This is a genomic window from Nonomuraea sp. NPDC050733, from assembly GCF_040654215.1.
GTDB lineage: Bacteria > Actinomycetota > Actinomycetes > Streptosporangiales > Streptosporangiaceae > Nonomuraea.
The window spans coordinates 129,950-152,601 of record NZ_JBFAHO010000002.1 but is presented as its reverse complement, the minus strand read 5'-3'; the positions used below and the strand labels follow the sequence as shown (position 1 = coordinate 152,601).

Genomic DNA, 22,652 nt, shown 5'->3' with positions numbered 1-22,652 from the left:
GTTCGAGCCTGGATTCGATGCGCTTCACCGTCGCTGAGAGGTCGCCCAGAGTTCGCTGAGAAACCGTCTCCAGCCCTGTGCCTGCCGGATAAATCACCCTAAACTCCGAGATCATCCCCCTGCTCGGAGGACGCGTGCGACTTCGCTCCCTGGTCACCTGGGTGACCACGCTGGCCCTGCTCACGGCGACCCCCGCCGTCCCGGCCTTCGCCGACGACCCCACCGCCTCCCCCGAGACGTCCGCGCAGCCGGTGCCCACACCGAGCACTCCCGAGGAGAAGCTGGAGGACGGCCTCGCGCTCGACCGGGGCACCGTACGCGCGATCGTCGAGCTGACCGACCCGGCCCAGCGTGAGCCGATCGCGGCCCGGGCGGCCGAGGAGAGCGTGGACGTGGTGCTGCGGTCGCGGACGCAGCCGTTCATGGTCGTGGAGGGCACGGCCGAGGAGCTGGCCGCGCTGGCGGACGACCCACGTGTCACCGCCGTCCACCGGGACCGCGCCTATCCCCCGTCCGAGGTGTCGAACCTCCAGCTGATCGGCGCCGACCAGGCGCACGCGCGGGGGTTCAAGGGTGCCGGGCAGGCGGTGGCCGTCCTGGACACCGGCATCGACCTGGACCACCCGTCGTTCGGCGGCCGGGTCGTGGCGCAGGCGTGCTTCTCCGCCGTGGACGAGGGGGTCACGTCGCTCTGCCCCAACGGCCAGACCAGCATGGTCGGGGCGGGCGCGGCCGACGCCGTCACGGACCGGTGCCTGGCCGGCGGCGTGAACCTGTGCGAGCACGGCACGCACGTGGCCGGCATCGCCGCGGGCGCCGAAGGGGTGGCGCCGGAGGCGAAGATCGTGGCGATCCAGGTGTTCAGCCGGGTGGACGACGAGAGCGTGTGCGGCGAGCCGTCCTGCCTGCTGGCGTACGAGTCGTCGCTGCGGCTGGCCATGGAGCACGTGGCCGAGCTGTCCACGCCCGTCGCCGCGGTGAACCTCAGCCTCGGCGGCATGCTCCACGAGACCTCCTGCGACACCAGCGAGGAGGGCCAGGTCTTCAAGCCGCTGGTCGACGCGCTGCTCGCCAAGGGCATCGCGACCGTGGTGGCGGCCGGCAACGAGTACTACGAGGGCGTGTCGTTCCCGGCCTGCGTCTCGTCGGCCGTGGCCGTCGGCGCCAACGACGGGAACGACGTCATCGCCGACTTCTCCAACCGGGGCGAGCTGGTCGACCTGTTCGCGCCGGGGGTGGACATCGAGTCGTCGGTGCCGGACAACCAGAAGGCCGTGCACAGCGGCACGTCCATGGCCTCGCCGCACGTGGCCGGGGCGCTGGCGCTGCTGAAGGCCCAGTCGCCGGACACGCCGATGCCGGACCTGATCGCCAAGCTCAAGTCGACCGGCAGGCCGTACGCGTACCGCGCGAACGACAAGGACGTGGTCACGCCGCGCCTGGACGTGCTGGCGGCGCTGGGCGGCGCGAGCCCGCAGCCGACGGTCAGCCAGACGCCGGCCCCCGCCCCGACGGGCGACGACCCCGCGCCCGACCCCGACCCCGAGCCGGACCCCACGGACGGCAGCGGCCCGACGCCCGAGCCCGGCCCGACGGACGACGACCCCGATCCCACGCCCACGCCGTCGTCCAGCCCGATCCCGCTGCCCACCGTCACGGTCACGGTGACGATCACCCCCACCCCGACCGCCACCGCCACCCCCGCCCCGGTCTGCACGCGGGGCAAGACCGCCAAGCGGCTGACGGCCAAGCAGTGGGCCGTGGAGATCCACCGCTCCAGCGGCACGATCCCCGACGCGACGCTGACCTGCTACCTGAAGCTGGTGCAGAAGGCCAGCAAGGTGTTCCCCGAGATCACCAAGGCGTCGTCGCTGGGCACGGCGTACCGGGTGCTGAAGGCGTCGAAGACGTCCCGGCAGCGGCTGGACGCCTCACTGCTGGCGGGCTGGCTGACCTGGGCCCACGGGACGAACGGCACGGCGAGGCTGGCGAGCGCGGAGAAGGTCCGGCTGAGCGCCAAGTCCAAGGCCGCCATCCTGAAGAAGGCGGCCAAGAGCCTCGCCAAGTAGCCCCGGTCAGCGGCGCGGCCGGCCGGATGCGCTCTATCGCCAGTTGCCGTTCTGCTCGACGAACGCCTGTCCGGTGATCGGCTTGCCCCGGTACCGGCCGGTGACGGTGGCCGCGCCCTCATAGAGGCCGCCGAAGGCGCTCTGGAGTTCGTGTCCCGGCTTGGCGGTGACGGTGAGGCTGGTGTCCAGCGCGGGGATGTTCACGATCCACCGCGTGCCGTACCGCTGCCCGCTGGTGGGGCTGGTCCAGAAGCCGGAGGCGGTGTCGGCGAGCGGCTTCACCGCGACGACCTCGTGGGTTCCGTCCCGGCGCAGCACGGTCGCGTAGGGGAACTCACTTCCCTCGGCGAACAGGTCCCAGAGGTTGACCCGGTCACCGTTGGACAGCTGCACGGCCATCCAGGTCCACTTCTGCATGGTGCTCCAGTCCCAGGTGCCCCACTGGCGGTCCAACCACGACTCCCCGGTCACCGGGTAGGCACGGTCGTCCACCTTGAGCGTTCCCTGCGTCGCCAGGCTGGGCAGGGAGTAGTAGTAGCTCGTGCCGCCGAGGAAGGGGATCAGCCCCGTCCCGTTGTTGTACAGCACGGGTCCCTGCGGCCTGAGTGTCAGATCCAGCTCGCCGACCGGCAGCGTGGCGCGCAGGCGCATCGCCTCCATGGGCCCGGACAGCGTCGCCGTCGGCGTGCGTATGTCCAGCTCGGTAGTGGAGAAGCTGGTCTGGTCGAGCGGGTAACTCTTGCTCTCCGTGTGGAACGCGCCGGTCGTCTTGTCAGAGATCGCGATCATGACCTGCGGTTTTCCGGCGCCACCGATCGTGACCTGGTAGCCGAACCGGTGGCCGCGGGCGTTGACGTGTCCCACCAGGTACCACCATTCCTGGCGCGCTTCCGGGTGCGCCGCCTGATCTGCCGGAAGACGCACGAACGTGGGGAAGGCGGGTGCCGCCGTGGCCGCCGGCGGCGCGCCCCTGCCCGCTGGGCCGGGACCGGTCTCGGCCGCCGCCGACACGGACGGTGATGCCGCCACGGTCAGCACCGCGCCGAGCACCAGGGCGGTGATGGCCGCGACTGATCGACGTTGCTGTCTTGGCATACGAGTCCTCATCTCCAACCGGCGCAACGCACCTGTTCACGTGGTCGGCGCCATCCCCGGGCGAGCCCGAGCGGAGGGGGCCGCCACCTCACGAAATGGATCATCGCGCCGTCGCGGCGCCGTGGCCTCCGACGGCGGGCGGCGGCGTCTACGCAGTTCCGCGTAGACGACTCGTGCTCACGTACGCCCGTCGCGGTAGGGCGGCCGCGCGTCCAGGTGGAGTGCTCCCGCACGCGCGAACCCCAGGATCGCGGCATGGACCACCACGGTACGTCGCTGCGCCTGCCCGCGCCGGCGCAGGACTGTTGCTCGCGCTCTTCGTCACCGTGATGCAGGTCCAGGGCACCCTGGCCAGGATCGCAGCCAAGGGGGGTGCAGCGGCCCCTCACCGACCTCGGACACCTGGGATACGTCCTGCTGAAAGACGTCCCGGCAGCGGCTGGACGCCTCGCTGCTGGCGGGCCGGCTGACCTGGGCCCACGGGACGAGCGGCACGGCGAGGCTGGCGAGCGCGGAGAAGGTCCGGCTGAGCGCCGAGTCCAAGGCCGCGAACCGTCGGCGTCACGCCGTAGGACGCCGTCCCGCGTGTGGGGCGCGGGGTTGAACAGCACGCTCACAGGAGCCGGTGATCCCTGGCGTAGACGGCGGCCTGGGTCCGGTCGCGCAGGCCCAGCCGGCCGAGGATCCGCGAGATGTGGTTCTTCACCGTGCCCTCGCTGAGATACATGCGCGCCGCGATCTCCCTGTTGGTCGATCCGGTCGCGATGAGCCTCAGGACCTCGATCTCGCGGGGCGTCAGGAGCGAGGCCGGTGACGGCCCGGCGTCGCGGCCGGGCGCCGGCTCGGACGGCAGGGCGGCGGCCAGGCGCAGGGTGACCGAGGAGTCGAGCTGGGCGACGCCGGCGGACGCCAGCCGCACCGCCTCGGCGAGCCGGGCGGCGGGGAGGTTCTTCAGCAGATAACCGGCCGCGCCCGCCCGCAGCGCCTCGACGACGTACTCGTCGTTGTCGAAGGTCGTCAGCATCACCACACGGCAGGCGGGGGCCCGGCGGCGCAGCACCGACACCGCCTCGACGCCGCTCATCCGCGGCATGCGGACGTCCATGAGGACCACGTCCGGCTCCAGCGAGAGCGCGGCCTCGACGGCCTCCTGACCGTCCGCGGCCGTGCCCACGACGATGATGCCGGGCTGGATGCCGAGCAGGGAGGCGATGCCCTCGCGAACCAGTTCCTGGTCGTCGACGACCAGCACCCGCACGCGTTGCTCGCCGGGTCCGGCCGGGCCGGTGGGATCCGCGGGGGAGAGCGTCATCATCCCACCGCCGACCGGCGCGGCACGGTCACGGTGACGGTGGTGCCGCGCCCCGTCTCGCTCGTGACGGCGACGGCTCCGCCGGCGAGACGCACCCGCTCCCGCATCCCGCGCAGGCCGACCCCCCGCTCCTCCCAGGGGCCGGGGGGAAGGCCCGTGCCGTCGTCCGTCACGACGAGCCGCGCCTCCACGTCCCCGCAGGTCGCCGAGACCGTGACCCGCCCGGCGGCGGCATGCCTGAGGGTATTGGTCAGCGCCTCCTGAGCGGCCCGGTACAGCGCCCTCAGCGCCGCGTCGTCGTAGCCCGACTCTTCGCCGGCCGTCTCCAGGGTCACGCGTGGACGGGCGCCGTCCAGGCGCCGTACGAGCTCGGCGAGGGCCTCCGACAGGCGGAACGGCCCCGCCTCCCCACGCAGGGCGCGCACCGAGTGACGGACCTCCTCCAGGGCCTGCGCGGCCGACGTCCGCGCGTCGGCCAGCGCGCGCTCGGCGGTGGGCCGGTCACGGTCGAGGAACGCCTCCGCCTTCTCCATCTGCACCGCGGCGGCGGTGAGGTGATGCCCCAGACTGTCGTGGATCTCGCGCGCCACCCGGTTGCGCTCCTCGGCCGCTGTGAGCTCGGCGACGCGCTCGGCGTACCTGCTGAGCCGCGCGTGGGACTCTTCCACCTCCTCCAGCGCGTGCTCCAGCCGCGTACGCGACTCCTGCTCGCCGACGGCCACGGCGGCCATGGAGATGGCGAGGACCAGGCCCAGGACGAACATGAGCAGGTCGGAGACGTAGGCCGCGTTCACGTACCAGCCCGGGGCCGCGATCGAGAACCACGCGACGAGCAGGCCGAGGCACATGGCGGCCAGCGCGACCGCGACCCGGCGGCCGAAGGCGAAGTACGCGGTGAAGGGGAGCAGGACGAACAGCACCCGGGACAGGCCGGCCGGGTCGGCGGCCGCGACCACGACGAACAGGGCCAGCCGGGCTCCCGTCAGGGCCGCGGCGGGGCCCTTGGGCGTCCGCACGCGGTAGCGCCACCGCTCCAGCACGTCCAGGCCGGACAGCGCCGCGAGACCTGCGACGAGGACGGCCACTCCGGAGGGCGGCGGAGGGACGGCGCCGACAGCGTCGTAGTACAGCCCGCCTGCCAGCACCGCGGCGTAGAGCACCGGCGCGACCCACGGCACCGGACGCCCGGACGCGCGTGACGGGGGATCGCCGGCCGGGACGAGCGCGGTCGGTGACGGACTCATCCCAAACCCTCCCTACCGGTACGGAGGCACCCGCCTCCCGGGCAGCACGTCCCTCACGGCCGTGCCGGCTCGCGCGACCTTGATGAGGGGAACCGGAGCCGCTCCCGCACGGCGGCGGGTCCCCGTCCGCCCGGCCGGAGCGCCCGCCGTCAGGCTACGCCCCGCTTCCGCCGGGGGCGATCGTCGCGGGCCGGTTCTGGCCGGACGGCACATGCCGACCGGCACGGGCCGCTCCGGACCCGGCGGCCCCGCCTGGCGTACGCGCCGTGACCTCTGGACGCAAGCCGGGACGACCGGCATCTGCACGCGCCGACCCTGGGGCTCCTACGGTCGTCACGTCCGCTGCCTACGGCAAGGAGCCGCTTCCCCATGACTTCCACCTGGCTGCCGCGCTTCGGCGCGATCTGCGCCATTCTGTTGGGCCTGTCGATCGGTGGCCCGGCAATGGTCGAGGCGTTCACCGGCGAGACCGCCGCGACGAGCTTCGTCCTCGGAATCGGGACCGCGCTGGGAACACCGGCGCTGACGGTCCTCTACCTTCACCAGGCCGCCGCCGGCGGGCGCTTCGGGCTCGTCGCGTACGCGGTGAACATCGTCGGGCTCAGCCTGTTCGCCGGTGTCGCGTTCACCCTGAACCTCGTGCTGTTCTACCTGGAGCCGGCGAACGTGGAGCGGTTGCTCCAGGGGCCGACCAGGGTGGCGTTCCTCGCCGCGACCGCGGTGTTCGTGGCCGGCACGGTTCTGTTCGCCGTCTCGATGGCGCGCTCGCGGATCTTCCCCCGGCTCGCCGTGTACGGGTACGGTGTCGCGCTGCCGCTGCTGGCGGTGCTCGCCCCGTTGCCCGACACCCTGGTCACCAGCGCCGTGCACGTGGTGGCGGGCGCGTCGCTGATCTGGCTCGCGCTACCGGTCCTGCCGCGCCGAACCGCCGTCGTGAACGAGGCCGCCTGACGGTGTGGCTCTGATTCGTGCGGTCGGCGCCTGCTCGGCCTGCCGCGATCCCGATCCGATGATCCGCCGTAGCCGTGCCCGCGTGCGTCCGAGATGTGTCGCTTAGGGTGGCTTCATGGACGCAGGCAAGGCGATCTTCGAGACCGTGGACAGGCTTCGTCAGCGGCGCACCGCCCCGCTGGTCCTGGAGCTGGACCTGACCGAGGGCCTCACCGAGGGGCCGCCCACCGATCCGCTGTCCGCCGTGCTGTCCATGCGGAAGCCGCGGCTGGCCGACGTGCTCGCCGGGCTGAAGCGCGGGCGTGCCGACTCCCGGGTCAAGGCGCTGGTCGTGAAGGTCGGCGGGAACCCGCTCGGGCTGGCCGTGGCGCAGGAGCTGCGGGAGGCCGTGACGCGGTTCCGCGCCTCCGGGAAGCTCACCGTGGCATTCGCCGAGACGTACGGCGAGTTCGGCAACGGGACCGTCCCCTACTACCTCGCGAGCGCCTTCGAGCGCGTCTACCTCCAGCCGAGCGGCGACGTGGGGCTGACCGGCGTGGCGCTGGAGCAGCGGTTCGTCAAGGGGGCGCTGGACAAGCTGGGCGTCGGGTACGAGCTGGGCCAGCGGCACGAGTACAAGACCGCCGCGAACACGTTCACCCAGGACCACATGACCGAGCCGCACCGCGAGTCGATGGAGCGGATCGTCGAGTCCGTCGTCGAGCAGGTCGTCGCGGGCATCGCCGAGGGGCGCCGGCTGGACCCCGCCAAGGTGCGCGAGCTGATCGACCGCGGGCCGTTCATCGCGTCCGAGGCCCTGGAGACGGGGCTGGTGGACGGGCTGGCCTACCGGGACGAGGTGTACGAGGAGGTCAAGCGGGCCGCCGGGAGCGACGCGCACCTGCAGTACGTGTCCCGGTACGCCAAGGCGGCGGCCGTGCGGAAACTGCCGCAGCCCACCGCCGACGGGATCGCGCTCGTCCAGGGCCACGGGCAGATCAGGATGGGCCGCAGCGGGCGCAGCCCCCTCGGGGGCGGCGGCGCGATGGGCTCCGACACGGTCGGCGCCGCGCTGCGCGCCGCCCGGCGGGACGACCACGTCAAGGCGGTCGTGTTCCGGGTGGACAGCCCCGGCGGCTCGTACGTGGCCTCCGACACCGTGTGGCGCGAGGTGGTGCTGACCCGCAAGGTGAAGCCCGTCATCGTGTCGATGGGCGACCTGGCCGCCTCGGGCGGCTACTTCGTCTCCATGGCCGCGGACGTGATCGTCGCCCAGCCGGGGACGCTGACCGGCTCGATCGGCGTGTTCGGCGGCAAGCCCGTGCTGTCGGAGTTGCTGGAGCGGATCGGGGTCAACTCCGAGCTCGTGACCGGCGGCGCGAACGCCGGGATGTTCTCCACCACGCGCGGCTTCTCGCCCGAGCAGTGGGAGCGGGTGAACGCCTGGCTGGACCGCATCTACGACGACTTCGTGGGCAAGGTGGCGCAGTCGCGCGACCTGACCCGCGAGCGCGCCCACGAGCTGGCCAGGGGCCGGGTGTGGACCGGCGCCGACGCGAAGGAGCGCGGGCTGGTGGACGAGCTGGGCGGGCTGGAGGACGCGCTGGGCGTGGCCCGCAAGCGGGCGGGTCTGGCCGACGACGCGCCGGTGCGGCTCTACCCGCGCGTCCACCCGCTGGAGCGGCTGCGCGGGGCGGAGTCGAGCGAGGACAAGGCGGCGGCGCTGACCAGGGTCCGGATCGACGCCTGGGGGCCGCTGGCGCGGCTTTCGGCCGAGCTGGGCCTGCCGGCCGCGGGGCCGCTCGCCCTGCCGGGCTGGTACACGATCCGTTAGCGTCGCCTCAGCCGCCCATGGGGCGGTAACGGCCGCGGAGGCGGATCAGAGGGGCCAGGGTCGGCGTGATGTAGGCGACGTTCAGCACGCCGGCCAGGAACAGCGTGTGGTCCCCCGCCGGCACCACCTGTGTCGTCTCCGCCTCCACGGCCGCGACGCCGTTCTCGACGATGATCGCGCCCGAGTGCGGGCCGCGGTGGTGCGGGACGCCCGCCACGAGGTGGCGGGCGCTGGGGCGGCCGGCGGTGGCGAAGCGGCTGGCGATCGCGGCCTGGCCGGACGACAGGATCGAGGCCGCCCAGCGGTCCTGGCGCAGCAGCACCTCGCAGAGGTAGCCGCGGGCGGCCAGGCTGACGAGCACGAGGGGCGGGTCCAGGGAGACGGACATGAGCGCCGACACCGTGGTGCCGAGGTCGTCCCGCCCATCCTGTACGGTCACCACCGCCACCCCGGCGGCGAGCTGGGCCATCGCCTCCGTGAATTCCAAGGTCCCCTCCGACGACGGGTGACGACGGGCCCCCGAAGTGAGAGGGCCCGTCACCGGGTCAGGCGAGGCCGTTGCCCGTCAGCCACTCCTTGGCGACCGTGGCCGGCTCGTCCTTGTTGACGCTGATCTTCTGCATCATGTCCAGCAGCGACTGCGTCGTCAGCTTGGCCGAGACCGCGTCCAGCGTGGTCCTGATCGTGTCGGTCACGGCGGCCTTGTTCACGAGGGGCGTGACGTTCTGCGCGGGGAAGATGTTCTTCGGGTCCTGCAGCGGCACGAGGTTGTTGGCCGTCATCTTGGGGTCGGTGGAGAAGACGTTGCCGACCTGGATGGAGCCGTCCTTGATGGCGTCGGCCGTGGTGGGGCCGGTGGGCTTCCACTGCTTGAACTCCAGCCCGTACACCTCCTTGAAGCGCGCCTCCCACCGCTTCCTGAACTCGGGCGGACCGCCGACGATCATGGTCTTCGACACCTTGGCCAGGTCCTCCATGGTGTTGAGGGACTGCTTGGCCTGCGTGTCCTTGGTGATCGAGAGGGTGTCCTTGTCCTCGGCGGGCGAGGAGGCGAGGACCTCCAGCTCGGCCGGGAGCTTCTCCTTCAGCGCAGCGTTGACGTCGTCGGTCGTGGACGCCTTGTTCTGCAGGTCGATGAAGGCCAGCAGGTTGCCGTTGTACTCGGGCACGACCGTCAGCCCGCCGCTCTTGACCTGGTCGTAGAGGACCTCGCGGCTGCCGACGCGGGGCTTCTCCTCGACCTGCACGCCCTTGGCCTCCAGCGCCTGGGCGTAGATGGAGCCGAGCAGCACGTTCTCGTCGAAGTCGGCCGAGCCGATGACGACCTTGCCGGCGCCCGCGCCGCTCGAAGCGGAGCCGCTGGGCGCCGCGCTCGTGGTGTCGAGCGGGTTGCCCCCGCCCCCGCCGCCGCCACCGCACGCGGTCAGGGCGAGTGCCGCCGTCAGGAGCACCGCCGCGGTGCCGAACCTACGTCTCATCACGTTGTTTCCCTTTCTGAGGTCACCTGGCGGACCTTCACCCGCCGGCTGACGCCGGGCGAGATCGTCGTCCGCTGGAGAAGCGTGAAGACGAGCTGCACCGCGAGTGCGAACAGCACAATCAGTACTGAACCCCCGACGACGCTCGCGTAATCCTTCGTGGCGAAACCGTCGATCACGAATCGGCCGAGGCCGCCCAGCCCGGTGTACGCGGCGACCGTGGTGGTCGCGACCACCTGGATGGCCGACAGCCGTAGCCCCAGCAGGATCAGCGGCAGCGCCACCGGCACCAGCACCCGGCCGAGCACCTGCCCGCCGGTCAGGCCCATCCCGTACGCGGCGTCGCGCAGCTCGGGATCGACGCCCCTGATGCCCTCGAACGTGTTGACCAGGATCGGAGGCACGGCCAGCAGCACCAGGGGGATGATGACCGGCAGGATCGAGGCGGTGCCGAGCAGCAGCACGAACAGCACCAGCAGGCCCAGCGTGGGCAGCGCCCGGGCGAGGTTGGCGGTGACGACCACGAGGACGCCGCCCCGGCCGGTGTGCCCGATGAGCAGCCCGAGCGGGATCGCGATGAGCATGGCCAGCGCCAGCGCCAGCAGCGAGAACTCCAGGTGCTCCAGCAGCCGGGCCGGGATGCCGTCGGGGCCGGACCAGTTGGCCGGGTCGCCGAAGAAGTCGCTGAGCCAGCTCACGAGGTCCTCCTTGCCCGCACCCACGGGGTGAGCAGCCGCTGCGCGAGAACGAGCAGCCCGTCGGCGACCAGGGCGAGCGCCACGATGAGCACGATGCCGACGATGACCGGCGGCAGGAACGGGTTCTGGTACGCGCGGGTGAACAGCATCCCGAGCCCGCCCTGGCCGATCAGCGCGCCGACGCTGACCAGGCTGATGCTGGAGACGGCGACCACCCGCAGCCCGGCGAGCACGACAGGCACGGCGATCGGCAGCTCGACCTGGACGAGGCGGCGCAGCGGCGTGAAGCCCATGGCCACGGCCGACTGGCGCACGTGGTCGGGCACCGAGCCGAGGCCGTCCACGACGGCGGGGATGAGCACGGCCATCGCGTAGAACGTCAACGGGATGATCACCGTGGTCTTGGACAGGCCGGTGACCGAGATCAGCAGCATGAAGACCGGCAGCGACGGCAGCGCGTAGACGACGTTGAACAGGCCGGTCGTCGGCTGGTAGAGCCAGCGCCAGCGGACGCTGGCCAGGCCGAGCGGCAGGGCGAGCACGAGGCCCACGACGATCGGCGCCAGCGACATGACGAGGTGGTCGCCGAGGAGGTCCTTGATGCTGCCGACCCGCCCGGTGTCCCAGTTGCGGGCGATCCACTCCCACAGCGATGGCGGCCCGTCGGCGGCCAACGGCAGGAACATCCGCTCACCCGACATCGGCTGCCTCCGCGAGCGCCTCGTCCAGGGCCTCCCGAGTGGCCACGCCGACGACCTTGCCGTCCTCGTCGACCGCCACCGCGCAGCCGGAGGGCGACAGCAGCGCCGCGTCGAGGGCGGAGCGCATGGAGTCGTGCCCGGGGCGGAACGTGCCGTACGGCTCGGGGGCGCCGTTACCGGCGCCCGGCACCCAGCCGACCGGCCGGCCGTCCTCGGAGACGACCAGCACCCAAGGCTCCGGCGAGCCTCCGGAGAAGCCCGCGGGCACGGTCAGGTCGGCGCGCAGCCGCAGGCCCTCGGTGGAGACGAACTGCAGGCGGCGGATGCCCCGGTCGTGGCCGAGGAACTCCCGCACGAAGTCGTCGGCCGGCTCCGACAGGAGCGTCTTGGGGGCGGCGAGCTGTGCCAGCCTGCCGCCGACGCGGAGCACGGCGACGCGGTCGCCCAGCTTGATGGCCTCGTCGATGTCGTGGGTGACGAAGACGATGGTCTTGTTCAGCTCGGCCTGGAGCCGCAGCAGCTCGTCCTGGAGGCTGGCGCGGACGACCGGGTCGACGGCGCTGAACGGCTCGTCCATGAGCAGCACGGGCGGGTCGGCGGCGAGCGCCCTGGCCACGCCCACGCGCTGCTGCTGGCCGCCGGAGAGCTGGAACGGGTAGCGCTCGCTCATCGCGGTGTCGAGGCCCACGCGTTCGAGCAGCTCCATGGCCCTGGCGCGGGCCTTCCTGCGGTCCCAGCCCAGGAGGAGCGGGACGGTGGCCACGTTGTCGACGATCTTCTTGTGCGGGAAGAGGCCGGCCTGCTGGATGACGTACCCGATGCCGCGCCGCAGGGTGGGCGGGTCGATGCCCTGCACCGGCCTGCCGTCGAGGAGGATCTGCCCCTCGGTCGCGTCGATCATCCGGTTGATCATCCGCAGGGACGTCGTCTTGCCGCACCCGGACGGCCCGACGAACACGGTGATCTCCCCCGTGGGCGCCTCAAGGGTCAGGCCGTCCACGGCCACCGTGCCGTCCGCGTAACGTTTGGTGACGGCGTCGAATGTGATCACGCGCGACCTCTCGCCTGCCGGGCAGGGCCGCGGCCCCCCTGCCACGACCGCCGCAAGATCTCTTCGCGCCCACCCTATGACCCTCGATACGCGTGTGTCGCGTCACCCCGATGGTTAAACGCTTCACCTCACCAGCGGGAATTCGCAACAAAAAGGGATCTAGTGATGCGCCGATGGTGGCGACTTGGCATGATTGCCTCACCATCGGTAAGAACACCCGTACCGCCGGCCCCTTTCTCCACCCCCGCATCGCAATACCCCCGCATCGCAATACCAGCAAGAGGAACGGCCCGTGACACAGCCGCTCACCGACCAGCGCGCCCGCGCCGAGTTGGTCGCAGAGCTCTACGACAGTCACGCCGCCGGGCTGTTCGCGTACTGCGCTGACCAGCTCGGCGACCCCGGCTCCGCGGCCGACGTCCTGGTGTCCGTCCTCACCAGCGTCGCCGCCTCCGTCCCGGCCCGCGCCGCGCTGTACGCGCTCGCCCGCCGCGAGATCGGCCGCCGCGACGTCACCTACACGCCCCCTGTCGTCGACCCCCTGATCGATCCCGCCTCCGCCCTGGTGGAGCGCACGCTGCACGAGCTGCGCCCGCACCACCGCGAGGTGCTCGTGCTCTCCGAGGTGTGCGGCCTGGACCGCGCCGAGCTGGCCTGGGTGCTCGACGTGGCGCCCGACACGGCCGGCGAGCTCCTGGGCGCCGCCGCGCACCGCTACCGGCGCCTGCTCGGCGCCGCGCTGGACCGCGCGGCCGCCCGGCGCGTGCCGAAGCCGGTGGCCGACGTGTACGGGGCGCTGGGCGTCGCGCCGCTGCGCGACGTGCTCGGCCGCCTGCCGTGGCCGGAGCCGCCCGCCGCGCTGCGGGTGCACTTCGCCGGCTCCCGCACGGCCGGCACCGCGCCGATGTTCGTCAAGCCGCGCTGGCCGGTGCCGCCGGTCTGGCCGCTGCCGCTCGGCGACCGGGACCCGCTGACCAGCACCGGGCTGTTCCCCGCCGAGCTGCTCAAGCCGCCGTCGCCGTCCCGCGTGCCGCCGCACGAGGCCACGACCGAGCCGATGCCGAAGGTGGACGACCCGTTCGCCCCGACGGACCGGGCCCGGCCGGGCACGGGGCTCACGCGGCCGTGGCAGGCGTTCACCTCCGCCCGTGACCAGGGGCTCATCACGCGGGGACAGCCGCGGACCGGCGACTCCGGGGAGCGGTCGTCCCTCCGGCCGGGCGGCGGTCCGGGCGGCGGTGACGTGTTCGCCACGGGAGACGTGTTCCCGGTGCCCCGCGCCGCCCCTGCGGGCCCCCTTGCCGGGCCGGTGGCGGGTGACGTGCTGGACGACGAGCCGGCCACGCAGGAGATGCCCGCGATCCGGTCCGGTGACGTGCTGGTCCACAGGACGCCCGACTCCCCGGGCGCGACCGGGGGGAGCCGCGCGCCCGGCAGCCTGTTCGCCCGGCGCGACCGGCCGGCCGAGCCGGTCTACCGGCTGCCGCTCCCGGCGGACGGCGACGGGCCCAAGCCCACGCCCCTGGCCGCGTCCACGACGACCTCGTCCCCAACCGCAACGGAGCCCGCGAGCGGGGACGAGGCCGATGACGCCGGTGCCGCCGCCAGGCCGCCGAAGCCCCGCAGGGACGCCCCGCCCAGGCCGCTGCGCTCCGGCAGGGACGCCCCGCCCAGGCCGCCGCGCTCCGGCAAGGGCGCGCCGCGCAAGGGACGGCCGCGCCCGCGCCGGCACCACGACTGGGCGTGGGAGCTGATCGGGTTCCTGATCTGCGTGGCGATCGCGATGATCGTGTTCTTCTCGGTCCCCTCCATGCTCAGCCCCTGACGGCCACCGGCCCCCGGGCGGGACGGGGCGGTCAGCCGGCGGAGAGGATCAGGCCGCTGGTCGGCACCCCCGTCCCGGCCGTCACCAGGACGTGCTCCACCTCGGGGACCTGGTTGGCCGACGTGCCGCGGATCTGGCGCACGGCCTCGGCGATGCCGTTCATGCCGTGGATGTACGCCTCGCCGAGCTGGCCGCCGTGCGGGTTGACCGGGAGCCGGCCGCCCAGCTCGATGCCGCCGTCGCGCAGGAAGTCTGCGGCCTCGCCCCGGCCGCAGAACCCCAGCTCCTCCAGCTGCGCGAGGACGAACGGGGTGAAGTGGTCGTACAGGATGGCGGTCTGCACGTCCTGCGGGGTGAGCCCGGACGTCTCCCACAACCGGCGGCCGACGACGGACATCTCAGGCAGGCCGGTCATGTCGTCGCGGTAGTAGCTGGTCATCATCCGCTGTCCCTCCCCCGCCCCCTGCGCGGCGGCCGTGACCACGGCGGGAGAGCGCCGCAGGTCCCGCGCCCGCTCGGCGGAGGTGACGACCAGGGCCACCGCCCCGTCGCTCTCCTGACAGCAGTCGAACAGCCGCAGCGGCTCCACGATCCAGCGTGACGCCTGGTGCTCCTCCAGCGTGATGGGCCGCCGGTAGAACCAGGCAGCCGGGTTCGTGGCGGCGTGGCGGCGCATCGCCACCGCGACCCGGCCGAAGTCCTCGGACGTGGCGCCGTAGGCGTGCATGTACCGCCGGGCGAACATCGCCACCCACGCCGCCGGCGTCATCAACCCGAACGGCACGTGCCAGCTCATCTCCAGGCCCTGCGACGTCGGCTGGCCGCCCAGCCGCGCGTCGGGCTGCCCGAAGCGCCGGCCCGACCGCTCGTTGAAGGCCCGGTAGCAGACGACCGTGCGGGCCATGCCGGTGGCGACGGCCATGGCGGCGTGCGCCACCGTCCCGCAGGCCGCGCCGCCGCCGTACTCGACCCGGGAGAAGAACGTCAGGTCGCCCGCCCCGATCTCCCTGGCCACGGCGATCTCCTGGTTGGTGTCCTGGGTGAAGGTCACCATCCCGTCCACCTCGGACGGGTCGAGGCCGGCGTCGTCCAGCGCCGCGAACACGGCCTCGGCGGCCAGCCGGAGCTCCGACCGGCCGGAGTCCTTGCTGAACTCGGTGGCGCCGATGCCCGCGATGGCGGCTCGCGATCCCAACACGTACTGGCTCCTCATGGTTCTCCGGTCAGGGACCCGCGTGACCCTCGGGCAGCAGGGTGAAGGTGACGGTGGCGGTGGCGTGGTCGCCGAGGCTGACCTTGCCGCGCACCTCGACCGTGTAGTCGGGCCCGTCCCGCGTGACGACCGTGCCGTTGAAGCTCAGGCGGTCGCCCGCGTACGCGGGCACGCCGAGCTTGACGTTGATGCGCCTGATGATCGCCTCGGGCCCCGTCCAGTCGGTGACGTACCGCTCGACCAGGCCCATCGTGGTCAGGATGTTGAGGAAGATGTCCTTGGAGCCCTGCGCGCGCGCACCGCCGACGTCGTGGTGGACCGGGGTGAAGTCCATGGTGGCCAGGGCGGTGGAGACGACCACCGTGGGCGTGAGGTCGATCGACAGCTCGGGCAGGACCGCGCCGATCTCGATCTGGTCTTCGGTCAACGTCCGCATCACGACTCCCGTGGCGCCCACATAGGAAGGATCAGTTCGTCGTCCATTGCCCGATAGGTCGCGCGCAACTTCATACCGATACCCACCGCGTCAGGCGGGCAGTCCACGACGTTGCCCACAATCCTCACCCCTTCCGGCAGTTCCACCACGGCCACCACGAAAGGCGTCTCGCGTCCCGGGACCGGCGGGTGGTGGTGGACGACGTAGCTGAAGACCGTGCCCTCGCCCCGGGCGACGACGTAGGACCGGTTGGCCGAGCGGCAGGCCGGGCAGACGGGGCCGGGCGGGTGCCGGAGCCGGCCGCAGTCGGCGCAGCTCTGGATGCGCAGCTCGCCGTCCCGCACGCCCTCCCAGAAGAACGCGGTGTCCCGGTTCCGCGCGGGTCTCAGCGGGTACGGCCCCCGCTCCGCCGGCTCCGGCCGCACGGCCGGGGGCGGGCTCTCCCGCCGCCGGTGGGGCCGGAACTTGAGCACCCGGAACATCATCTCGGCGACCGGCTCGTCGCCCTCGCCGTACCAGGTGACGTTCCACGTGGCGAAGTACCCCTCGCCGAGCGCGGTGCGCTTGGGCCCGGTCAGGCCCGAGAAGCGGGTGGCCGGCGTGAGCCGCTCGCCCACGCGCGCGTGGCGGTGGTAGGTCTGCTCGCAGTTGGTCGCCACCACGCCCGTGTAGCCCTCGGCGTCCAGTGCGGCCAGCATGTCGTCCACCGGTGAGCGGTCCTTGGCGTCACGCCGGACGCCGGGCATCGTCCAGACCTGGGCCATCGCCGGCGGCGAGATGCCCTTGTCCAGGTACGTCCGGTTGGTGTCGCCCATCGCGTCGAGCCAGTGCCTGATCATCGGGAGGTTGACGGGGTCGGCGGCCGGGGTGCCGCGCACCTCCCCCAGCGCGGCCTGCTTGCCCGCCAGCTCCCGCAGCTCCGCCTCGGTCATCCGGGCCTCGGTCCCGGTCACCGGGGCGGCCTCGGCAGGTTCAGGCCGAGCATGGCGATCAGCTCCCTCTGCACCTCGTTGACGCCGCCGCCGAAGGTCAGCACGACGGCGCCCTTGACCCCGTGGTCCACGCGTTCGAGCAGCTCGGCGGTCTCCGGGTCGGACGGGTCGCCGTACCGGGCGAGCACGTCGCCGACCAGCCGGCCGGCCTCCTGCATCCGCTCCGAGCCGTAGATCTTGGTGGCGGAGGCGTCGGGCGCGCCCAGCCAGCCCAGGTCCATGTTGGCGGCCACCTGCCAGTTGAGCAGCTCGTTCGTACGGAAGTAGGCGCGCACCCGGCCGAGCGCCCGGCGCACGTCCGGCTCGCCGGCCAGCCCCGTACGGTGCGCCCAGGCCAGGAACCGGTCGTAGGTCTGGCCGAGGTTGCCGGCCGGCCCGAGCGTGACCCGCTCGTGGTTGAGCTGGTTGACGATGAGGTCCCAGCCCTTGTCCACCTCGCCGACGACCATGTCCACCGGGACGCGGACGTCGGAGTAGTACGTGGCGTTGGTGTGGTGGCGGCCGTCCATGGTGACGATCGGCGTCCAGGAGTAACCCGGGTCGGCCGTGGAGGCGATCATCATGGTGATGCCCTTGTGCTTCTTCGCCCCGGGGTTCGTGCGGGCGGCCAGCCAGATGTACTGCGCGTAGTGGGCACCGCTGGTGAAGATCTTCTGGCCGTTGACGACGTAGTGGTCGCCGTCGAGGACCGCGGTGGTGCGCAGCGAGGCCAGGTCCGTGCCCGCCTCGGGCTCGCTGTAGCCGATGGCGAAGTGGCACTCCCCGGCCAGGATGCGGGGCAGGAAGAACTCCTTCTGCTCGGGCGTGCCGTACTGCATCAGCGTGGGCCCGACGGTCTGCAGCGTGATGATCGGGTACGGCACGCCGGCGCGGGCGATCTCGTTGGCGAAGATCTGCTGCTCGACGGGGCCGAAGCCGCCTCCGCCGTACTCCTTCGGCCAGCCGAGGCCGAGCTTGCCGTCGCGGCCGAGGCGACGGCAGTGCTCCATGTACGTCTCGCCGAACGGGTCGTCGGCGATCTTGCGGCGTTCGTCGTCGGTGAGACAGTGACGGAAGTACTCGCGCAGCTCGTCGCGGAGCCCGCGCTGGTCCGGGGTCAGGTCGATGAGCATCAGGCGAGCGCTCCGATCAGGTCGAGCTGGGCGTCCTGGCCGCCGAGCAGGAACGACAGGTGCTTGGCTTGGGCGAAGTACCGGTGCAGCGGGTAGGTCACGTCGAGGCCGAGGCCGCCGTGCAGGTGCTGGCAGGTGTAGAGCGCCCGGAACGCCTCGCCCACGTGGAAGGCGGCCAGCGCCACGTCCTCCTCGGCCGGCAGTCCCTCGCCCAGCCGCCAGACGGCCGACCACATGGCCACGTCCAGCGCCCGCCCGGCGATGTAGACGTCGGCGATCTGCATCGTCACGGCCTGGAACTCGGCCAGCGCCCGGTCGAACTGCCGGCGCGTCCGGATGTAGCCGGTGGTCAGCTCCAGCGCCCCGGCGAGCACGCCGCTCGCCTGGGCGGCCACGGCGGCGGTGAGGACGTGCCGCAGGCCGTCCACGGCCTCGGGTCCGGCGACCCGCTCCGCGGGGGTCCGGTCGAGGACGACGGTGGCGGCGGGCTCGCCGGTGGAGGCGAACTCGGGGCTCGACTCGGGCTCCGACACCAGGAACACGCCGGCGTCGGCGGTGACCAGGACGTCGGACTCCAGGTACGGGACGCCGGTCTTCCGGCCGGTCAGCACCCAGCCGTCGCGGGTCCGGTCCGCGGTGGTCGCGGGCGGGGCGGCGGGGGCCCGGCCGGGCTCCCTGAGCGCGATGGTGGCGGAGCGCTCCTGCTGGGGGCGGGAGCCGTGCCGGCTGAGGAACAGCGAGGCGGCCAGCGCCGGCAACGCGGGCACCGACGCGGCGCGGGCGCCCACCTCGCGCAGCACCACGGCCATCTCGACGGGGCCGAGCCCCGCGCCGCCCGCCTCCTCGAGCAGGCAGACGCCGAGCAGCCCGGCCTCGCGCAGCCGCCGCCCGGGCTCGTCCTTCGTGAGCAGCTCGGCGGTCAGCTCGCGCAGGTCGCGCTGGGTCTCGTCCAGGCCGAAGTCCATCATTCCTCCCGTAGGTGTGCCAGTAGGTGTCCGCGGCCGTTCCTGGCGAAGTCGTCCTCGATGGCCTTGACGTCGTCCTCCTCCAGCCGCCGCCACCCGTCCCGGTCGGGAGAGGGCGCGGGGGGACGCCACCAGACGGGGTCGGCCGTGCGCCAGGCGTCGCGGGCGAGCAGCCGCTTGACGACCTTGTGCGAGGCGGTCTGCGGCAGGGCCGGCGCGATGCGGACGTAGCGGGGCACGGCCTTGCGGCCGACGTCGGGGCGGGCGGCGAGGAAGGCCGCGAACGCGGCCGGCGCGAACGGCCCGGCCATGACCAGCGCCGCCATCGGCTGGTCACCGGCCGCCGCGTCGGGCACCGGGTACACCGCCGCCTCCACCACACCGGGGAACTCCCGCAGGGCCGCCTCGATCGGGGCCACCGCCAGGTTCTCGCCGTCCACGCGCAGCCGCTCGGTGCCGCGGCCGGCGAAGAACACGTGGCCGCGGGCGTCGGCGTAGGCGAGGTCGCCCGACCAGAACGCGCCGTCGCGCAGCCGCTCGGCGTCCGCCTCCGGGTCGTTGTAGTAGCCGTCGAACAGGCCCGCGCCGGCCACGTTGACCAGCTCGCCGATGGCCTCGTCCGGGTTGAGCAGCCGGCCGTCCTCGACGCGCGCCGGGGGGCAGCGAGCGCCGGTGAACGGGTCGCGGATCTCGACATTGTCCGGCAGCCGGCCGAGCGAGCCCGGCGGGGCGGCCGGGTCCGGGGGGAGGGAGATCGCGGTCTCCGTGGACCCGAACGCGTCGATCACCCGGCAGCCGAACCGCTCGCCGAAGCGCCTGGTCGCCGTGGCGCTGCCCTCGTTGCCGAAGGCGAGGCGGAGCGGGTTGCCGGCGTCGTCGGGGCGGTCCGGGGTGGCGAGGACGTACGACAGGGCCTTGCCGACGTAGTGCAGGTACGTGCAGCCGTACCGCCTGACGTCGGGCAGCAGGCCGGAGGCCGAGAACCTGCGCCGCAGCGCCAGCGCGGCCCCCGACGCGACGGCCGGGGCGTAGGCGGCCATGAGGGCGCCGGAGTGGAACAGCGGCATCGAGCAGTAGACGACGTCGTCAGGGGTGAGCAGGGCGCCCAGGCTGCTGCCGGGCACGGCGAGCTTGCGCTGGGTGATCCGCACGGCCCGGGGGCGCCCGGAGGTGCCGGAGGTGAAGATCAGCATCACCAGATCGCCGGGTCCCGGCCCCGCCGCTTCCGTGGGCGCGGTCATCTCCGTGGGCGCGGACGTGGCCGCGAGCGCCGCGAGGGGGGCGCGGGGCACGCCGAGGTCGCGGGCCAGCAGGGTGGCGGACTCCTCGTACGGCTCGTCGTACAGGAGCAGGGCAACGTCGGTCGCCGCGGCGTCGCGGGACAGCTCGGCGGGCGAGCGCGTGGGGTTCAGCGCGACCACCACGGACCCGCCCAGGGCGGCGGCGCTCACGAGGAAGAGCAGCTCGGGCACGTTGTCGCAGAGCACGCCGACGTGCGGCCGGCCGGCGGCGCGGGCCGCGTTCCAGGAGGGGACGGTACGGGTGCCGAGCCAGCCGGCGGCGGCCCGGCAGGCCGCCACGTGCTCACGCCAGGACCACTCCCGGCCCTCGAACAGCAGGCCGGGACGGTCGTCGCCGGCCCGTGCCAGGAGCAGGGCGGCGAGCGTGTCCGCGGTCATCGCGCCTCCAGCAAGCGCTCGGTCAAACGATCCGCAAACTAGAACAGATTCTAGTATCTGTCCAGTACCCGCACACCCCGAGAAGTCCTGATATATGCGTGTAACGCCGGGGACATGGGCCTATACAGGGTTCTTTGTGACTCGTCAGTAACAAGCCGTGCCAGGAAGAAATCAGATAACGTGTTCTTATGCGTACCCCGCACGCGGCCGTCACCGCGCCCTCCGTCGACACCGAGGGGATCATGGTGAGCCATCCCACGCCTGGCGGGCCCACTGCCGATGGACAGGGTGCCGGCGGGCAAGGCGCCGGTGGGCAAGGTGCAGGCGGGCAGGGTGCCGGTGGGCACAGTGTCCGCACGCGCAGCCAGCACCAGCGCCGCAAGCGGATCGTCCAGGCCGCCGCCGCCCTCGCCTCGCGCGGCGGCGTCGAGGCCATGCAGATGCGCACTGTCGCCGAGCGGGCCGGCGTCGCGCTCGGCACCCTCTACCGCTACTTCCCGTCCAAGATGGACCTGGTCGTCGCGGTGGTCGGCGAGGAGATCGACCTGCTGGAGAGCAGCATCGAGCGCCGCCCGCCGAGCGCGTCGACCCCGGCGGGACGGGCCGTGGACGTGCTGATGCGCGCCACGCGCGGCCTCATGCGCGAGCCGGAGCTGGCCGACGCGCTGATCCGCTCGCTCATCCTGGCCGAGGTCGAGACGCCGTTCGGTGACCGCATGACCGGCCTGCTGCTGCGGGTCTCGGCCGCGGGGCTGACCCGCGACCAGGCCACCGAGGAGCAGGTCGCCCTGGCCGGCTCGCTGTCCAGCGTCTGGGTCCAGGAGCTGCTGGAGATGCTGCGCGGCCGGCGCACCTACGACCAGATCCAGCGCCGCATCGAGATCGCCGCCGACCGCCTCCTCACCGGCATCGCCTGACCCGTCCCGCTCGGCCCACGCCACTCGACCGGCTGGGCCTGACCGGCCTCAGGCCCGCGCCGGCTCCTCACGCGTGGCCCGGAACGTGCGGCGGTAGGCGTGCGGCGAGACGCCCAGCGCGGCGTGCAGGTGCCGCCGGAACGACGCCGCCGTGCCGAAGCCCGCGCGCTCCGCCACCCCGTCCACCGGCAGGTCGCTCGTCTCCAGCAGGCGGCGGGCCAGCTCGACCCGCTGCCGCGTGAGCCACTGCCCCGGGCTCGTCCCCACCTCGTCGCGGAAGCGCCGGGTGAACGTGCGCCTGCTCATGCCCGCGTGCCGGGCCAGGTCGGTGAGCTGCAGGGGCTCGCCGAGACGGCTCAGCGCCCACTCCCGGGTCGGCGCCGTGCCGCCGGTGGACGGCTCCGGCACCGGGTGCTTGATGTACTGCGCCTGGCCGCCGTCGCGCCAGGGCGGGACGACGCAGCTGCGCGCCACCTGGTTGGCGACCTCGCTGCCGTGGTCGCGGCGCAGCAGGTGGAGGAAGAGGTCCACGCCGGAGGACGCGCCGGCGGAGGTCAGCACGTCGCCGTCGTCCACGAACAGCACCCCGGCGTCCATCCGCACCCGTGGGTAGAGCCGGGCGAAGCGCTCGGCGTGCTTCCAGTGGGTGGTGGCCGGCCGCCCGTCCAGCAGCCCGGCGGCGGCCAGCACGAAGGTCGCCACGCAGATCGACACCGTCCGCGCGCCGGGCCGTACCCGGGAGAGGGCGTCGACCAGGCCGGGCGGCAGGTCGTCCGGGCCCGTGACGGCCGAGTGGGAGGACGCGGCGGGCAGCACGACGGTGTCGGCCGTCGCGAGCGCGCCCGCGTCGTGCGCGGCGGCGATGGAGAAGTCGGCGGCCGTGCGCACCGGCCCTCCGTCGAGTGTGCAGGTCAGCACCTCGTAGAGCGGCTCGCCGGCCGGGCCGCGGGCCGTGGTGAAGATCCTCGACGGGATGCTCAGCTCGAACGGGATGACGCCGTCGAGCGCCAGGACGGCCACACGGTGCATGGCCCGATCTTTGCACACCTTGACCTCCGGGCCACTCGCGACCGGAGGCGGCCCCGCAGCAGGCTGGACCCA

20 protein-coding genes are annotated in these 22,652 nt (G+C 73.1%); 5 read left to right on the top strand and 15 right to left on the bottom strand.

From position 1 onward, the window contains the following. Positions 1–134 precede the first annotated feature (134 nt). Positions 135–2,069, top strand: a complete 1,935-nt coding sequence (locus AB0H64_RS04395; RefSeq protein WP_357619996.1) for a S8 family serine peptidase — start codon at positions 135–137, stop codon at positions 2,067–2,069. A gap of 33 nt (positions 2,070–2,102) precedes the next feature. Here the strand turns inward: AB0H64_RS04395 and AB0H64_RS04390 are convergent, their stop codons facing one another. From AB0H64_RS04390 to AB0H64_RS04380, 3 genes are all read right to left on the bottom strand, one after another. Then, entirely contained in the window at positions 2,103–3,164 is a 1,062-nt protein-coding gene (locus AB0H64_RS04390; protein ID WP_357619994.1) for a lipocalin-like domain-containing protein, read from the bottom strand. A gap of 613 nt (positions 3,165–3,777) precedes the next feature. Further along, positions 3,778–4,479, bottom strand: coding sequence for a response regulator transcription factor (locus AB0H64_RS04385; RefSeq protein WP_357619992.1), 702 nt, complete (start codon positions 4,477–4,479; stop codon positions 3,778–3,780). Continuing rightward, the gene (locus AB0H64_RS04380; RefSeq protein WP_357619990.1) at positions 4,476–5,720 is read right to left on the bottom strand and encodes a sensor histidine kinase; all 1,245 of its coding nucleotides are present in this window, start codon (positions 5,718–5,720) and stop codon (positions 4,476–4,478) included. The genes AB0H64_RS04385 and AB0H64_RS04380 overlap by 4 nt, the downstream gene beginning before the upstream one ends. Before the next feature lie 369 nt (positions 5,721–6,089). Between AB0H64_RS04380 and AB0H64_RS04375 the strand changes: the two genes are divergently transcribed. Then, on the top strand, positions 6,090–6,671 hold the full coding sequence (locus AB0H64_RS04375) for a hypothetical protein (RefSeq protein ID WP_357619988.1): 582 nt from the start codon (positions 6,090–6,092) through the stop codon (positions 6,669–6,671). A 115-nt stretch (positions 6,672–6,786) separates the two neighbouring features. Beyond that, positions 6,787–8,484: a signal peptide peptidase SppA gene (gene sppA / locus AB0H64_RS04370; protein ID WP_357619986.1), complete on the top strand. Its 1,698-nt coding sequence runs from the start codon at positions 6,787–6,789 to the stop codon at positions 8,482–8,484. A gap of 7 nt (positions 8,485–8,491) precedes the next feature. Here the strand turns inward: sppA and AB0H64_RS04365 are convergent, their stop codons facing one another. Genes AB0H64_RS04365 through AB0H64_RS04345 form a run of 5 tightly spaced genes read right to left on the bottom strand, consistent with a single transcriptional unit; the run spans position 8,492 to position 12,412 of the window. Beyond that, positions 8,492–8,971, bottom strand: coding sequence for a flavin reductase family protein (locus AB0H64_RS04365; protein WP_357619984.1), 480 nt, complete (start codon positions 8,969–8,971; stop codon positions 8,492–8,494). A 58-nt stretch (positions 8,972–9,029) separates the two neighbouring features. After that, positions 9,030–9,962 carry an ABC transporter substrate-binding protein gene (locus AB0H64_RS04360; RefSeq protein WP_357620786.1) on the bottom strand — a complete coding sequence of 311 codons (933 nt, stop codon included), beginning with the start codon at positions 9,960–9,962 and terminating at the stop codon, positions 9,030–9,032. After that, positions 9,962–10,660: an ABC transporter permease subunit gene (locus AB0H64_RS04355; protein WP_357619982.1), complete on the bottom strand. Its 699-nt coding sequence runs from the start codon at positions 10,658–10,660 to the stop codon at positions 9,962–9,964. The genes AB0H64_RS04360 and AB0H64_RS04355 overlap by 1 nt, the downstream gene beginning before the upstream one ends. Beyond that, complete coding sequence (locus tag AB0H64_RS04350; protein WP_357619980.1) at positions 10,657–11,361, bottom strand: ABC transporter permease; 705 nt, start codon at positions 11,359–11,361, stop codon at positions 10,657–10,659. Before AB0H64_RS04350 ends, AB0H64_RS04355 begins: the two co-directional genes overlap by 4 nt. Continuing rightward, the gene (locus tag AB0H64_RS04345; protein ID WP_357619978.1) at positions 11,351–12,412 is read right to left on the bottom strand and encodes an ABC transporter ATP-binding protein; all 1,062 of its coding nucleotides are present in this window, start codon (positions 12,410–12,412) and stop codon (positions 11,351–11,353) included. Before AB0H64_RS04345 ends, AB0H64_RS04350 begins: the two co-directional genes overlap by 11 nt. Before the next feature lie 292 nt (positions 12,413–12,704). Here AB0H64_RS04345 and AB0H64_RS04340 point away from each other — a divergent pair, with 292 nt between their 5' ends. Then, the gene (locus tag AB0H64_RS04340; protein ID WP_357619977.1) at positions 12,705–14,237 is read left to right on the top strand and encodes a hypothetical protein; all 1,533 of its coding nucleotides are present in this window, start codon (positions 12,705–12,707) and stop codon (positions 14,235–14,237) included. A 31-nt stretch (positions 14,238–14,268) separates the two neighbouring features. Here AB0H64_RS04340 and AB0H64_RS04335 read toward each other — a convergent pair whose 3' ends face one another. The 6 genes from AB0H64_RS04335 to AB0H64_RS04310 are packed head-to-tail and all read right to left on the bottom strand — an operon-like array spanning position 14,269 to position 20,634. After that, complete coding sequence (locus AB0H64_RS04335; protein WP_357620784.1) at positions 14,269–15,432, bottom strand: lipid-transfer protein; 1,164 nt, start codon at positions 15,430–15,432, stop codon at positions 14,269–14,271. Positions 15,433–15,460: 28 nt separating this feature from the next. Further along, complete coding sequence (locus AB0H64_RS04330; RefSeq protein WP_357619975.1) at positions 15,461–15,886, bottom strand: MaoC/PaaZ C-terminal domain-containing protein; 426 nt, start codon at positions 15,884–15,886, stop codon at positions 15,461–15,463. Next, positions 15,886–16,839, bottom strand: coding sequence for a Zn-ribbon domain-containing OB-fold protein (locus AB0H64_RS04325; RefSeq protein WP_357619973.1), 954 nt, complete (start codon positions 16,837–16,839; stop codon positions 15,886–15,888). The genes AB0H64_RS04330 and AB0H64_RS04325 overlap by 1 nt, the downstream gene beginning before the upstream one ends. Further along, positions 16,836–17,990 (bottom strand): acyl-CoA dehydrogenase family protein, encoded by a 1,155-nt coding sequence (locus tag AB0H64_RS04320; protein ID WP_357619970.1) that lies wholly within the window; start codon positions 17,988–17,990, stop codon positions 16,836–16,838. Before AB0H64_RS04320 ends, AB0H64_RS04325 begins: the two co-directional genes overlap by 4 nt. Then, entirely contained in the window at positions 17,990–18,958 is a 969-nt protein-coding gene (locus AB0H64_RS04315) for an acyl-CoA dehydrogenase family protein (protein ID WP_357619968.1), read from the bottom strand. Before AB0H64_RS04315 ends, AB0H64_RS04320 begins: the two co-directional genes overlap by 1 nt. Further along, positions 18,955–20,634: an AMP-binding protein gene (locus AB0H64_RS04310; protein ID WP_357619966.1), complete on the bottom strand. Its 1,680-nt coding sequence runs from the start codon at positions 20,632–20,634 to the stop codon at positions 18,955–18,957. Before AB0H64_RS04310 ends, AB0H64_RS04315 begins: the two co-directional genes overlap by 4 nt. 188 nt (positions 20,635–20,822) lie before the next feature. Between AB0H64_RS04310 and AB0H64_RS04305 the strand changes: the two genes are divergently transcribed. Continuing rightward, positions 20,823–21,551 (top strand): TetR family transcriptional regulator, encoded by a 729-nt coding sequence (locus tag AB0H64_RS04305; RefSeq protein WP_357619964.1) that lies wholly within the window; start codon positions 20,823–20,825, stop codon positions 21,549–21,551. 48 nt (positions 21,552–21,599) lie between these two features. On the opposite strand, the gene AB0H64_RS04300 is transcribed toward AB0H64_RS04305, so the two are convergent. Next, complete coding sequence (locus AB0H64_RS04300; protein ID WP_357619962.1) at positions 21,600–22,580, bottom strand: helix-turn-helix domain-containing protein; 981 nt, start codon at positions 22,578–22,580, stop codon at positions 21,600–21,602. Positions 22,581–22,652: the final 72 nt, after the last annotated feature.

Excerpts from the sequence above, each read along its gene's own strand:
- AB0H64_RS04385 (WP_357619992.1), bottom strand. The coding sequence starts at position 4,479 with ATGATGACGCTCTCCCCCGCGGATCCCACCGGCCCGGCCGGACCCGGC.
- AB0H64_RS04375 (WP_357619988.1), top strand. The coding sequence starts at position 6,090 with ATGACTTCCACCTGGCTGCCGCGCTTCGGCGCGATCTGCGCCATTCTG.
- AB0H64_RS04305 (WP_357619964.1), top strand. The coding sequence starts at position 20,823 with ATGCGTACCCCGCACGCGGCCGTCACCGCGCCCTCCGTCGACACCGAG.
- AB0H64_RS04310 (WP_357619966.1), bottom strand. The coding sequence starts at position 20,634 with ATGACCGCGGACACGCTCGCCGCCCTGCTCCTGGCACGGGCCGGCGAC.
- AB0H64_RS04350 (WP_357619980.1), bottom strand. The coding sequence starts at position 11,361 with ATGTCGGGTGAGCGGATGTTCCTGCCGTTGGCCGCCGACGGGCCGCCA.
- AB0H64_RS04330 (WP_357619975.1), bottom strand. The coding sequence starts at position 15,886 with ATGCGGACGTTGACCGAAGACCAGATCGAGATCGGCGCGGTCCTGCCC.
- sppA (WP_357619986.1), top strand. The coding sequence starts at position 6,787 with ATGGACGCAGGCAAGGCGATCTTCGAGACCGTGGACAGGCTTCGTCAG.
- AB0H64_RS04380 (WP_357619990.1), bottom strand. The coding sequence starts at position 5,720 with ATGAGTCCGTCACCGACCGCGCTCGTCCCGGCCGGCGATCCCCCGTCA.
- AB0H64_RS04390 (WP_357619994.1), bottom strand. The coding sequence starts at position 3,164 with ATGCCAAGACAGCAACGTCGATCAGTCGCGGCCATCACCGCCCTGGTG.
- AB0H64_RS04320 (WP_357619970.1), bottom strand. The coding sequence starts at position 17,990 with ATGCTCATCGACCTGACCCCGGACCAGCGCGGGCTCCGCGACGAGCTG.
- AB0H64_RS04300 (WP_357619962.1), bottom strand. The coding sequence starts at position 22,580 with ATGCACCGTGTGGCCGTCCTGGCGCTCGACGGCGTCATCCCGTTCGAG.
- AB0H64_RS04315 (WP_357619968.1), bottom strand. The coding sequence starts at position 18,958 with ATGATGGACTTCGGCCTGGACGAGACCCAGCGCGACCTGCGCGAGCTG.
- AB0H64_RS04360 (WP_357620786.1), bottom strand. The coding sequence starts at position 9,962 with ATGAGACGTAGGTTCGGCACCGCGGCGGTGCTCCTGACGGCGGCACTC.